13 protein-coding genes and 1 pseudogene are annotated in these 12,579 nt (G+C 37.7%); 2 read left to right on the forward strand and 12 right to left on the reverse strand.

From position 1 onward, the window contains the following. Positions 1 to 181 precede the first annotated feature (181 nt). From F1E73_RS15300 to F1E73_RS15315, 4 genes are all read right to left on the reverse strand, one after another. Positions 182 to 478 (reverse strand): type II toxin-antitoxin system HigB family toxin, encoded by a 297-nt coding sequence (locus F1E73_RS15300; protein ID WP_150452429.1) that lies wholly within the window; start codon positions 476 to 478, stop codon positions 182 to 184. A 482-nt stretch (positions 479 to 960) separates the two neighbouring features. After that, positions 961 to 1,845 (reverse strand): toprim domain-containing protein, encoded by an 885-nt coding sequence (locus tag F1E73_RS15305; protein WP_150452430.1) that lies wholly within the window; start codon positions 1,843 to 1,845, stop codon positions 961 to 963. A gap of 226 nt (positions 1,846 to 2,071) precedes the next feature. Further along, the gene (locus F1E73_RS15310; protein ID WP_086478473.1) at positions 2,072 to 3,265 is read right to left on the reverse strand and encodes a VapE domain-containing protein; all 1,194 of its coding nucleotides are present in this window, start codon (positions 3,263 to 3,265) and stop codon (positions 2,072 to 2,074) included. Next, positions 3,262 to 3,549 (reverse strand): helix-turn-helix transcriptional regulator, encoded by a 288-nt coding sequence (locus F1E73_RS15315; protein WP_072766045.1) that lies wholly within the window; start codon positions 3,547 to 3,549, stop codon positions 3,262 to 3,264. The genes F1E73_RS15310 and F1E73_RS15315 overlap by 4 nt, the downstream gene beginning before the upstream one ends. A gap of 405 nt (positions 3,550 to 3,954) precedes the next feature. Here F1E73_RS15315 and F1E73_RS15320 point away from each other — a divergent pair, with 405 nt between their 5' ends. Next, entirely contained in the window at positions 3,955 to 4,335 is a 381-nt protein-coding gene (locus F1E73_RS15320; RefSeq protein ID WP_223883466.1) for a hypothetical protein, read from the forward strand. 32 nt (positions 4,336 to 4,367) lie between these two features. On the opposite strand, the gene F1E73_RS15325 is transcribed toward F1E73_RS15320, so the two are convergent. The 7 genes from F1E73_RS15325 to F1E73_RS15355 all read right to left on the reverse strand — a co-directional run bounded on the left by F1E73_RS15325 (position 4,368) and on the right by F1E73_RS15355 (position 11,153). Next, complete coding sequence (locus F1E73_RS15325) at positions 4,368 to 5,063, reverse strand: TetR/AcrR family transcriptional regulator (RefSeq protein ID WP_223883467.1); 696 nt, start codon at positions 5,061 to 5,063, stop codon at positions 4,368 to 4,370. Positions 5,064 to 5,071: 8 nt separating this feature from the next. Next, on the reverse strand, positions 5,072 to 6,337 hold the full coding sequence (locus tag F1E73_RS15330) for an aminotransferase class I/II-fold pyridoxal phosphate-dependent enzyme (protein ID WP_086478475.1): 1,266 nt from the start codon (positions 6,335 to 6,337) through the stop codon (positions 5,072 to 5,074). Between the two features lie 307 nt (positions 6,338 to 6,644). After that, a complete protein-coding gene (locus F1E73_RS15335) occupies positions 6,645 to 7,445 on the reverse strand; it encodes a hypothetical protein (protein ID WP_140157780.1) in 801 nt (266 codons plus the stop codon). 184 nt (positions 7,446 to 7,629) lie between these two features. Next, positions 7,630 to 8,721: a M12 family metallopeptidase gene (locus tag F1E73_RS15340; RefSeq protein WP_150452431.1), complete on the reverse strand. Its 1,092-nt coding sequence runs from the start codon at positions 8,719 to 8,721 to the stop codon at positions 7,630 to 7,632. Between the two features lie 45 nt (positions 8,722 to 8,766). Then, complete coding sequence (locus tag F1E73_RS15345; RefSeq protein WP_086478478.1) at positions 8,767 to 9,435, reverse strand: hypothetical protein; 669 nt, start codon at positions 9,433 to 9,435, stop codon at positions 8,767 to 8,769. Positions 9,436 to 9,451: 16 nt separating this feature from the next. Beyond that, on the reverse strand, positions 9,452 to 9,931 hold the full coding sequence (locus F1E73_RS15350) for a hypothetical protein (RefSeq protein ID WP_086478479.1): 480 nt from the start codon (positions 9,929 to 9,931) through the stop codon (positions 9,452 to 9,454). A gap of 10 nt (positions 9,932 to 9,941) precedes the next feature. Beyond that, on the reverse strand, positions 9,942 to 11,153 hold the full coding sequence (locus F1E73_RS15355; RefSeq protein WP_086478480.1) for a C10 family peptidase: 1,212 nt from the start codon (positions 11,151 to 11,153) through the stop codon (positions 9,942 to 9,944). 472 nt (positions 11,154 to 11,625) lie between these two features. On the opposite strand from F1E73_RS15355, the pseudogene F1E73_RS15360 reads away from it, so the two are divergent. Continuing rightward, positions 11,626 to 11,922, forward strand: a pseudogene (locus F1E73_RS15360) (YWFCY domain-containing protein); the annotation flags it as partial. 260 nt (positions 11,923 to 12,182) lie between these two features. Here the strand turns inward: F1E73_RS15360 and F1E73_RS15365 are convergent. Then, a partial coding sequence (locus F1E73_RS15365; protein WP_223883468.1) for a hypothetical protein occupies positions 12,183 to 12,579 on the reverse strand: 397 nt, incomplete at its 5' end.

Here is a 12,579-nt window from a genome sequence, read left to right on the forward strand (position 1 = left end):
GGTAGGCAAGCCGATGGGGAAATGAATTTGTTCGTATTGTTCGATAATATCGGTAATCTCTAGAAATTCTTTTGCCAAAGGGTTATCCGCTGACATATTATCATCCACAACATCTATCAACTCTTCTAATCGAAGATTTGCTTTTACATATGCTTCGTGTGTAATTGATTTTCCCATTTCTTTATAACTTATCTATATTCTTAATTTTGTCGTAATCCCTGTGATTGCCAACCCACCTAATCAGGACTTTCTTAAATTTAAACCGTACAATAGCCACTATCCGATAATGATTTCCTTTTACGTTAAAAACAAATCTCCCGTTTCCCAAACTGTCAGCTGAATTGAACGTGTTTTTTAAATCGGCAAAACTATCCCATTCAGCCTTGTTTGTTTTTTTATACCAATCTTGCAGTGCTACTTTAGCATTGGTTTCTTTCGAAAAATACTCTTTTAGTTTTTTAAATGAAATAACGTGCACTTGGTATAATGTTCAATTTAAATGTAAAGGTAGTATATAAATTACATTTATGGATATTTATTTCCAATAAATGTAATTGTTTGTGTTAACTCCCCAAATCATACCCAAGAACTTTGCGCATGGTTCCTGTCCGATTTTTGTAGTGTTCAGGCAGATAAACGTTTAGCAAAAATCGGATAGGGCGCACCTATTCTACTTGCGTTCAGGAAAGTTTGATTGTTTTTCTCGTAAAATGAATACAATTAAAGGGGGCCAAATCTTGCGTTTTGACCCAATTTACTCCCGTAAAATGAGGTGTTGACAAGGTTTTTGACCCAGCGTCATAGATTCACAAAAAGTGAGTCGCCTAATAACAAGCTGTTAAACAGTTGATTAGGCATCAAAATGAATACGTAACGCGGCTTTGCCCGTTACCCTCTTGCTATTCCTAATTCCTCACACTTTGGTGTTCGGAATTAGCTTTGTGGTAACTAAGATTCACCCTAAATAACTACCACATCAGATCCTTTCATTTGATTGGTCCACCATGCATTCACGTCTTTAAAATCCTGATATAAGTTTGATCTGTCGGTACATTTGGGCTGATGTTTCATAATCAATTTAACGGCATTTTTTCCTGCGCCGTCGTTGTCCAAATAAAGTGCAATCGATTCATAGGGCTCAAACATTCCAAACGTTTTATCTAAAAAGCCTAAAGAGTTCAATATCAAAAGATCATTCGTTTCCATTAGATGTTTGTCGCGCTCCAGCAGGCTCAACATATCGAACATACCCTCGGTAATTATTAACCTACTGTTTCCGTTTTGGAGGTGAGTGACGTCTTTTGGGGAGCTGGAATTCTTATAGTATTTGTTTCGCAATTCCCAACCTCCGGAATTGTTCGCTAGTCCTAGTGCGAAATACATTTTATCCTTAAAACTATAGTGGACTTCCTTGCATAATTTTCTGGCGGTCAAGATGGAAATCCGTCTTTTCAACACGTATTGCTCCAACGCATAATGACTCACTGCCTTAATAAGTTTCACTTCGATCTTACCTTGCTTTTCAGTTTTAAAAACTGGCTGCTGAAAAGAAAAAAAAATTCGACCGTTCTGTAGCCAATTCAATGCTTCCTTGACCGATGTATTGTTAACCAGGCAAATCAGGTCGATTACATTTCCTCCTTTTCCAATCCCGTGGTCGTACCAGCGATTCAGTTTCTTGGATACCTTGAAAGAGGCTTGGGTTTCTGAGCGGAACGGACTCAGAAACCAAGCTTCTTTATTGGATTCTTTGGTAGGAAAGTGCCCGAGTTTTGCCAACGCTTTTTCGATGGGAAAAGCTCGGGGTCTTTCACACGTCAGCTTACTAGTTGTTTCTTTTTTCATCAGTTGTTTCTTTTTTTCGTTTTTCACTTACCATCTTACCTAAGCCCCTGTTTATAAGGGGTAAGCACTTAGGTGGGATCTATTTTGATCCTACCTATCTTACCTTAATAGGTAGGATAGGTAATATCTAGGTAACTTATGGTTAATACATCTTACCTATGGTAGCTCCCGCAGTTAGGGAGGTTGTGGTCTCTTAGGTAACTAGGTAAGTAGATTTGCTGTTTTTTTACAGTTCCAGTTCCCAGGGACTTTTGGAAAACACCGATTTGGCGAGATATCCATACACCTGCCGTTTAGGATCTTTTACCCGTTGGAAGTTGAATCCAGAGAGGGCACGTCCTAGGTTCACATGGCTCAATCGCAGGTTCAAGCTACTGAGCATTACCAATACATCCGATGCGGTAACAAAGTCGTCCATATCATTCGACTTTATAAAGTATTTGGAAATCAACTCTTCCTCAGTAGTCAATTTGGTATATTTCTTATTGCGTTCTTCGTTCTCCCTAATATCCGTTAGAGTAAGTTCTGGATTGAAATCCAGGTCTGTGTAGGCGAGATGGTATGCCTGGGTCCAGACATTTTTGATATCGACATCCTTGGAATAAGAAAAATCTATCTTATCCTTGAGCTCAAAGCACAACCAGCGAACGGATCCGGTCTCATCGTTTAAAAAGGCCGACATATTGGTAGAACCCAAAAACGAACAGATTCTGGGTAGTGTGGTGTTCTTTCGGTCATAAGGCAGGCGCTCGTTAATGAAGGTCTTGGAAAAGAAAGCTTTCAGTGCATTCACGTCCTTTTTGGTCAGCACGGCTAACTCGTCCAGGTTGTAGAGGAAGTTGCGACATAATTGAATCCTAGCATCTTTATCGTTACTGATATCCTCCGCCATATAATCCGCAAGTTCCGGGGGGCAGATAAAACGGCACCAGGTAGATTTCCCCGAGCTCTGTCCCTTATGACTGATGATCAAGGCCTGTTTGTTGAAATATCCTGGTTCCAGGGCACATTTTATGGCACGTACCAACCATTTTTTAAAATGGTACAAAAATGCCTCATCATCATAGGTAGGAACGTAGGAAGCAAGTTTCTGAATATGGTCTTCCCCATCCCATTTTGGGAGGGATTTAAAGTACGCTTTAATGGGATTGTATTTGGGGATGAGTTCTGACCGGATCAGGATTTCCAGTTTCCCAGTACTGATTTCGACACCAGCTTTCGCAAGTTCAATGATCAGGGAATTGAGGTTCAGATAGGACCATTCAGCCCGTTTCTTCAACGATATCTGGAAATCATGGGATATCTCATTATACATGATATCGTACTTCCCTTCCAAGTATTCAATGGTATAATCGTAGATCGTCTTTTTCTTGGCGTCCTTTACCTTGTAAAGTTGACCCCGATGGTCACCGACTATCATGACCGTCTATTTTTTAGGGTGTGTCTCAGGGCCTCTTTCTCGATTTCAGCCTTGGATTTTCTACTGTTCTGTAGCAGCCAGTTGTTCAGTTTCCTTTTTTCAAAGAAAATCATTTTTCCGTTGGGCTTGGAGTGGGGGATAGTCCCAGAGGAAGTCAGTTTGTAAAGATAACTCCTCGAAATTCCGGTATAGTCACAGGTTTCCTCAAAAGTTAACACCTCTTTATGGGCGGTTAACAGTTTTTCCAAACGATCTAAGCGATCAAAAATTAAAATAGTGTCCATTTCTTTCTCTTTTAAGATTAATAAATGAACAAAAGCGCTTTTGTTTCCCTTCTATAGGATTGTTAAAATAAAAGTAGGAAATAGGGAGGCTGAAAGCCATTAGAAACACAAATAGTTATCCACAACTAATTGATGTACAGTGAATTGTGTTGATGGATGTAGCCTAAAACATTATTCAATATCATTTGGTATTATATGATATCAAAGAAAATTGAAATACACCAATCTACTTGGTAGTTATATTGGCAATTTTAGGGTTGCAAACAGAGTTATTAACAATTGAAAGCGAGGGGATTGGGGATTTGGAGGTGGAAAAAGGGCAGATTTAGTCCAGCATACTTCCAAATAAATCTTCCCGAGGGCCAACATGCTCCGGAATAATTTAAAAATTCAGCTACCTTTTTTTTGTTAGGGGTGCAGCATCCGCCAGAACGGCAGCTACCTATAAGTTTGGCTTTAGGGGGTCAGCATACTCCAGTATATCCATTAACCAAGGAACTTTCTGCCAATGTCTTTAATGCCTATTGGAACAATAACATCAGACCCGATATCAACGTATCCGAAGAACCAAAAACGAAAATATCCCGACCAAATAATGCAGAGGATTTACCTGCTGAAGAACCACATCAATTATTTGACTGCATCAATACCGATAAAAGTGAAGGTGGTTTGATAGAAGCCTTGGGTGGTTTGTTTGTTCCAGAAGCACAGGGCGAAGATTACGAGGAACGGGACTTTGCTAATCGGATGAAGAAAAATAAAAAAAAACGCAGACGAAAAAAATAACAATATGTTTGTTTATCAATCCCTGCCAAATTTTAGTTTTTGAGCTTTGCTTTCTGGAAGGTATAATCCAATATATTCCTTAAAGCATTTAAAATACGTTCTTCACCTGCTTCTTCATTAATGTCTATTCCACAAAAAGTACTTCCGTTAGATTTGGCGTGTATACTCAAATAATAAAGCCCCCCTATTTGAAGGGCAAGGTTCGCCCTTACATCCACATCGCTATTTAAGAAATCAGGTTCTATGATTTTGAAAATTTCTTCTCCAAACGCTTCCCTTTGGTCTGCTATTTTACGTAAGATTTTATTCTCTCCGTCCAATTCCCAATGAATGATTTTTCGCAATAATTCATCGCTCAAAAGGCTTTTAAATTGACTTTCCAACAAGGAATATATTTCATTTTGCCCAATTGTCTGTGAGGATTCTTGTAATTCCTTTACAACTTTTTTTTCTGCTACCCTCCAAAAATCCTTTTGTTGGAGATATTCTTCCACCAGATTATCAACTCCCCCAAAGTACGTCCAAACCAGTTTTTTGTGGACTTTGGCCTCCTTGGCAATATTGGGAGCTGTCAATGCGGCATATCCTTTCTTTTTTATGACTTTCCCCACAGCTTCTACAAGGCTCGCCTTTGTGCGCGATTTATCCCGTATAGGGCCGGAATGGGTTTTTCGAGGTCTTTTTTTTGGGGTTTCTTTCTTGGTGATAATTTCGTTATTTTTCGACATGTTAATCATTAAAGGGTCTTTGCAATATCCAACTTTTTATTGACATATTCAAACACGTTCAAGGCCTTGTCCAGTTGTTCTTTGGTATGCGTTGCCATTAAACTCATCCGTATCCTGGAGTCTTTCATAGATACCGCAGGATACATAATAGGGTTGGTATAAATGCCATTTTCAAGTAATAGTTTACCTGCTTCACAGTTCTTTTGGATGTTGCCTATCTTAACCGGAATAATGGCAGATTCGGTAGTTCCCACGTCTAATCCTATATCTTGCAGCCCCTTTTTATAGTACCCGATGTTCTCCCATAGTTTTTTTTGCCAATGGGGCTCTTCGTCAATAAGCTCAATAGCTCTGTTAACCCCGGCTACAATAGGAGTGGCAGCGGCAGAAAAAGCATACTGTCTGGACTGGAACTGTAGGTAAGTAATCAGTTCCGGGTCGGCTACCAAATAGCCGCCAACGTTCCCAAAGGTCTTACTGAACGTTCCGGTAATGATATCTACTTCATCAAGGACGTCAAAAAGTTCCATTGCTCCCCGGCCGGTTTCCCCAATTACTCCAATGCCGTGTGCATCATCAACAAGTAAAACGCCACCGTACCGATGTGTAATCTCTACGATTTCTTTGAGCTTAGCAATATCTCCATCCTGTGAATACACCCCGTCCACAATAACCATTTTGGTTCTATACTTATCGTGAGCAATGGACAGTATCTGTTCCAGTGCTTTCGTGTTATTGTGCAAAAAGCGTTTGGTGGTGGTTCCCAAGATACCTTCATAAACACTGGTATGCACAGCCATATCCACGATAGCAATATCGTCTTTTTTCAACAGGCTCAATAGAGAAGCACTATTGGCAGTATATCCGGTAGTATAAGTGATGGTGGATCCCAAGGGTCTTTTGAAAAAAGTAGAGATTTTATCTTCCAATGCTTTATGGAATTTAAAATAACCACCTATTAAGGGTGAAGCTCCTGCACCTGTGCCATATTTTTCAATACTAGAAATAGCTGCTTTTTTTACTTCAGGATGCTGGGTAAATCCCAAATAGTCATTGCAGACAAAACTGATATAATTCCCTTTTTTAATATAACCTTCTTCGGCCAATTCAATTTTCGCCCCGCAACCAGAAGTCGCCAACAGACGGTAGTTCATAAAATCGTTTTCTTTGAGGTAATTTAAATAATCTGTATGTGCTTGTGCTCTTTTGTAAATATCCAATCCCGGGATGTCTTCATAATCTTTAAAACTGGCTTGTGTGTATGCGTGTTCCATAATTTATCTTTAAAAGATAAATATAGTTAATTTCTCTTATTGGAGAAATAATTAAAGCTATGAACTCATTTAAACTTTTCTTTTTGATTTTCTTCAAGGCCAAGTCAAGACGATAAACGAAATCTTGGTTTTTTTGATTCAAGCGAAAATTTAGGATTTTGAAGCCAGATGAAGGCTTTTTTGAGTTGCATAGCAGCACTACGGAACAAGAAAAAAACAATACATGCCAATAAAATACAAATTTGCAGGAAATTTTTAAAACTCAAGATGAGTTCTACAGCTGTAGCCATAAAAAGCAATCGATATTTTAGATGGAAATATATACGCCTAATTTAAAGCCGTACATCAGGTTTTTGGCTCCATTGAATTGGGTTGGAACTTCGTTACCGGTAATTAAATAGGCGGTATCAATGCCATTTTTAATAATGGATCCATCTAACATACCACCAATGACAATAGAGAAAGTTTCCGAGAGGTCTCCGCCAAAGTCAATATTTACGCCAGAGCCATATCCATTAGAAATGTGAGAAAAGCTCAGCGGATGTTGGAATATGTCGATTAGATTCCAATCTGCTTCAGCCTTATAGTTTACAAAGCGATGATTGATGGTTATTGAAGTGTATAAATAACGCCCCAGTTCAATATGGGATACCAGAGAAAACTCAACACCCTGCATGGTTGTGGCATAATTACTTCGTAAATTTTCCTCTTCACTGCTCAACAAATAGAATTTTTGATTTTGTTGATAATAAAAAACAGAAGGGCATACCTTGATTTTGCGAAAAAGACTTATTGGGGCACCTGCTCCAACCTTGAATACTTTATGCCAGCCTTCATCGCTTTTAAATGTCTGATCGAAAGTTGGGTTTGTTCGGTTGTCACTTTTATAATCGGTGTCCGTACCATTCCCGCTTATTGTAAAACTTTGTTTGTAGTACGCCTTGAGTTTTAAAAATTTGAATGGTAAATAACTGCCCTTAATATAATAGCCCAAAGACGCTATTTCTTTAAATTTTAATTCGGATAGTATGTTTGGCGACTGTCCTTGAAGATTTCCTGCTATTGACCATCTGGAGTTGTTTACTTCATATCCCGTACCTGTTTCCAAAGTCAAAACTTTGTTCCGTTCTTGGGAATAGGAATCCCACTTTAAAAAGAAAAGGGAGAGTATGAAAATAGTGATTTGGGGCTTCATTACTTGCTTTGATAGGGGCTATTTTAAACATAAAATCTATCCTAAAAAGATTTTCAGGATAGCTTCTTTTTTAATTAATCACCCCGCTTTATTGTGTTTAAAAATTATTAGGCAATCGACAACAGTTTGGTGGATTTGGGTTACCGTTGTTCAACTGTGCTTGCAAAGCAAGTCTTTCCGATGGTGTCATAACAGTATTGTCAGGTTTATAAACAACGGGAGCTAACTCTCTGTAAGTATCGGAACGGGCTATATAAGGAATGTAAATATTATTTGCCCAACTCCTGTCAGGATTAGAAAGCACATTACCACCATTCCATGTTGAACCATCTGATTTCTTTGTCATTACAGGTATTGCAGGGTTTATCGCAAAAGCATCAGAATCATACATCATCACCGAATTATAATCTATTGACCCAACTGCAAAATAATTGGAAGTGTATTTATTGAAATTATGTCTGTTATCGGGATGGACATTAGATAAGTTGATGTTTATTGAATTATCTCTGTCATATCTTGACTGTTCATGCCTTAAACCAATGGCATGGCCTATTTCGTGAATCGCTACGCTAGTTGCTTGCCACGCTGCAATCCTAATTTCCTGTCGGCCACCAATTCGTCCTACAGCAGAACTATTACCTGTAGCATTAACAAATTCTATGTATGGATATTCAAACCCATAAACCGGATCAACAGTTGGTTGTCCAGTGGCATTATAAAACCTAACATTGGTATTGGCTTCCCAATGTTGAAGTGCCTGTTGGATTATGTTCTTCCTGTCAGCAGTTAAGTTTGGAGCATATACAAACCTAACCATTGCCCACATATTGTAAGGAGTTGGATATAAACCAAAAGCTCTTGGAACAGCAGGTCCATCTTCGTTAGCTTCAACTGGGATGTTATATACCGGATGTATTTCTGTTTCGTTTTCAATTTGATCAGGTTCTTCAATAATGAAATCCCCGTGCTCATTTAAGGTTTCCAATTGCTTTTGAGATAAAAGCATATCACTTTGATAATAAAAATCATCACCTTTTTTTTCTACAATGGCTCCAGATTTTAAGGTGATGAGACCGTCTTGCATAGAAGAAAATTCAGTGCTGCTTTGCTCAGAAACAGCTTCTTCATTATCACACGAAGTTGCGATAATAAGCATCAAAAAAATAAAAATAAGATTTGATTTTCTCATAAGATTAAGTTTTAAAAGGTTATTAAAATAAATGGGGGGGGGTAATTAATTAACTATATCTGTCTCATTATACTCATGCCTGATTTTAACAAGGTTTCCATTGTCGAAATACAACCGAACGGCAGAAAGACCAGATTTCCCTGAACTAATGTCTTTTGAAAAAGCAAATGCCCACTCATCATAATTGTTCATGTCAGTGTCGTAAGGTTTTTCCAACCACTTGTCTGACAAAACGATTTGAAAGTTTTGATAAGCTGGTATTTGGTATATAGCCGCTAATTTTTGAAGTATTCTATTAACTGGGTCATCAATAAGAATCGAGGATTCGTTAGGGGTATCTTCTGGCCACTTAGAAATGGTTTCCAAATGGGCTCCGCCTTTTTCAATTGAAATCACTTTATTTCCATCAAATTGAATAAGGGTTCGTTCAATTACTCCTGAGTTAGTTTCTATACTAATGGCTCTGTATAAGCTTAAATCACTCTGTATATCATCAGGTGTGGAGAAAGGCTGTCTATATACCATACTAACACCATCAAAGCTTTTCTCCATCCCCAACTCTTGAAGTTGGCTATAAACTTCTGTTTTAGAACTTCCTATTTGGAGGTTCCATTTTTTCCCACTGGTAATGTTCTCGATTTGTGGGTATATATCATCATCCGTATTACAGGAAACCGATAAGATTGTAATTGCTAATAAGATTATTCTTTTCATTTTATTTATGGGGGTTTTATTTTAATATTTCAAAGTAAGGTACCGTACCATCAGATGAAGTCCAGATTTGTTCATCATTTAACCAAAGTTTTGTAATCTTGGTCAGTGAATTTGTCCTATAAACTTCACATTTTAAAGTGTCGGTATCCGTTTCGTTCCATTTAATGTAAGTTGTTGGTTGTTCTTCGGTTTCCGAATAGTTCAAAAAAACACCAATTCGATATTCGGATGCAGGAGGATATTCATTAATCACGAAGTTTCTTGGATGGTCCATGTTTCCATCATACACTTCGTTAACTTCCCCATTTATTAAATAGAATAGTTTAATTTCCGATTCGTCAAAAGAATTGGAGTTTTCAGGGTTCAACAAATCGTTCCCTTCACTATCTTTTACACTAAATTCAACAGAAACATCGTAAACGAATTGTTCTTTACCGTCATCAGAACTGCAACTGTACAGTAACGGTATTATCAAAAATGATATTAAATATTTCATAATTATTTTTTTAAGGTTTAATGTTATACACCATTTTTACTTTGTAATTAAAGGTGTTGTTTCCAGGATTAAAATTGTTGAAAGCATACCAACCGTTTTCATAACCGCCCCAGCCCCAATTCATATGGAAATACAGATATCCCCAAGCCATAGAACAGTCTTCACTCCAAATTAAGGATCTTCTAAATCCATCACAGACCCACATGTGACCATCTGCATAATCATGAAAAATCCACCATCCGGCATCCCTGCCACCTCCTAAAATAACTGGTCGGTTCGACCTCAATTGTTGTTTTACGACATCTCTGTTATAGCCACCTTGACTGGCCGTGGAATAATTAAAATGATTTGTAAAAACCCCGGCGGTATTATAATCTTTATCAACCCCTGTTCCGTCGCAATCATAGCTGATTCCCGAAATTGAATTATGAATATCGTTTATTAAAGAAGCGGTAGTTGTGGTGCCATAGGTATTGGGCATATTAGTCCAATTATAGTTTGTGGGGTATTCATGAAACTTCATTACTTGGGCAATTGCAACAGGAACGAACCCTGCATAAGCCCTATTGTTATAGGAACATCCTGCATCGCAATTTAAAACCGGCATATAATCATTGTATCCACAGGTTTGGTTCCAAGTAGTCGATAATAACGGGCCAACCTGTTCATGTTCATCTTCGCAATCATTGGGATCAATTGGATCTTCTTTTAGCTGTGATATATTTCCTTCTTGAGATGAAATTAAATTTTCCCATTCAATTTTTAATTCCTCCGATTGTTTCTCATTATTTAATCTAACAGACTTTACTTTTTCCTTTGTTAATGAGAGCCATTCCACAAGCCCGGACGGATAGCTTTCAGCATTTGTCCTGAATGTGTTTGTATCAGAATATGCCAAAATTGGAGAAACCCTGTTGTCTGCTGATAGAATCATGAACCCATCACCTTCATAATTAACTATATAAAATACAGTCTCATTGCTTTCATCCTTTACGGGTAATATGTTTCCTATTTTCTTTTCTTCTTTGGTGGCGGCTTTTTTTGAATAGGAAGATTTCGAATCAATGTTAATCTTCTTCGCAATATCAATAGCTATTTCTTCTTTAATGAAATTTGAGGGTTCCTGTTGTATTTCTGACTGGTCGTCTCTACTACAAGAAAATAAAAACAGACCCAAAATAACAAGAACAAGCCATTGTTTAGTGTAATTAAAGTTTTTCATAATCACAAGGTTGGATGGTTATCTATTAAAAATACTTTTAGATTGCCTTAATCATTCATTAATATTTATTTCTCCATTCAAAGAAATAATAAAATATTGACATATTAAAATTTTTCTCTAATTAGAGATAAAAAATATTACAAAAGAATGATATAACTGTGGATTGCACTTAAAGGAAGGAAAGAGATAATCGTCAATCAAACACTCATAACCTATAGAATAATTATACTAAAAATGCTATTCAACAATAAACTCCGCTGTCAACGTCCTTTTCTTATGTTCTCGGTTTTCTGGCCAGACTTCTTTTACTATCCTATAAGACCCGGCTTCAATAGTGTTGCTTTTTAATATTTTTAATTTTCATCCTGTATTATCAAGCCAAACACTGCCGTCCACGGCCAAATACTACACCTTCCTACAACCAAACTACACAACTTTTAAATTAACGCTCGAACCTTAAAAAATTTTAAAAATGCAGGGCGAAGACGATTTAAGAGGACTGGCAAAGATTATGGCGTTTATGCGGGCAGTAAGCATCATCATCGTGTTGATGCACCTATACTGGTTTTGTTACGGGTTCTTTTTGGAACATAGTTGGACTTTAGAGTTGGTCAACAAAATATTGGCCAACTTCAACCGGACGGCAGGACTGTTTGAACACACCTTATATACCAAAATATTTGCTTTGGTATTGCTGGCTTTGAGTTGTTTGGGAACGAAAGGCGTTAAAAACGAAAAAATTACCTGGGGCAAAATATATATGGTCTTGTCCCCATTAACTGGGTCAACTTGGTAAGTTCGTCCTATGTCCGAAACGGGAACTAAATGATGAACGTGAATAAACCCTTTTCCCAGGTCGCCATATTTCTTTTCAAAGTCAAAGTCGCAAACGGAGCAAACTGGTTTCCAATGTTCAATACATTTCTGTCGCGCCTTTGGATTACGTTCATATGTGTTTACCAAAATTGTTCTTTTTAGTCCTTCGGTTAAAGTTGTCTGGTCGTCAATTGGAATTTCTTCAGGATATTGTTATTCTCCTGTCAGTCCTGTTACTTCAAGTGCTTCTTTGAGTTCAGGTCGTAATTGCCAAATGAAAAATGGTTCTTCGTCCCAACCTTTAAAGAACAAGTCCCAATACTTATACTTTCTCATTGAACGTGCCGTGAAGTTGATTTCATAATGTTCAGCTATTCGTTTAGCATATCGTCCAATTTCTAAGTTAAGAGGACTTGAAGTGTTTTTCCCAGTGTAACCGAGTAAAAGTCCGATTTGACTTGCTGGAGCTTTATGTCCGTCAAAAGAGTAAAGTCCTTGAAATATTGCGATGTCCAGATCATTCGTGATTTTGTTGTCCAGAAGAATTTCAGTCCATTGTATTGTTGTCAATTCTGTCGCCATTGTTTTTTGTTTTGCATGCCCGCTAACG

This window comes from Arenibacter lacus (assembly GCF_008711145.1).
Lineage (GTDB): Bacteria > Bacteroidota > Bacteroidia > Flavobacteriales > Flavobacteriaceae > Arenibacter > Arenibacter amylolyticus.

Bases quoted from the DNA above. Each gene is read 5' to 3' on its own strand.
- F1E73_RS15305 (WP_150452430.1), bottom strand. From the start codon at position 1,845: ATGAAAAAAGAAACAACTAGTAAGCTGACGTGTGAAAGACCCCGAGCT.
- F1E73_RS15310 (WP_086478473.1), bottom strand. From the start codon at position 3,265: ATGATAGTCGGTGACCATCGGGGTCAACTTTACAAGGTAAAGGACGCC.
- F1E73_RS15315 (WP_072766045.1), bottom strand. From the start codon at position 3,549: ATGGACACTATTTTAATTTTTGATCGCTTAGATCGTTTGGAAAAACTG.
- F1E73_RS15325 (WP_223883467.1), bottom strand. From the start codon at position 5,063: ATGTCGAAAAATAACGAAATTATCACCAAGAAAGAAACCCCAAAAAAA.
- F1E73_RS15330 (WP_086478475.1), bottom strand. From the start codon at position 6,337: ATGGAACACGCATACACACAAGCCAGTTTTAAAGATTATGAAGACATC.
- F1E73_RS15340 (WP_150452431.1), bottom strand. From the start codon at position 8,721: ATGAGAAAATCAAATCTTATTTTTATTTTTTTGATGCTTATTATCGCA.
- F1E73_RS15345 (WP_086478478.1), bottom strand. From the start codon at position 9,435: ATGAAAAGAATAATCTTATTAGCAATTACAATCTTATCGGTTTCCTGT.
- F1E73_RS15350 (WP_086478479.1), bottom strand. From the start codon at position 9,931: ATGAAATATTTAATATCATTTTTGATAATACCGTTACTGTACAGTTGC.
- F1E73_RS15355 (WP_086478480.1), bottom strand. From the start codon at position 11,153: ATGAAAAACTTTAATTACACTAAACAATGGCTTGTTCTTGTTATTTTG.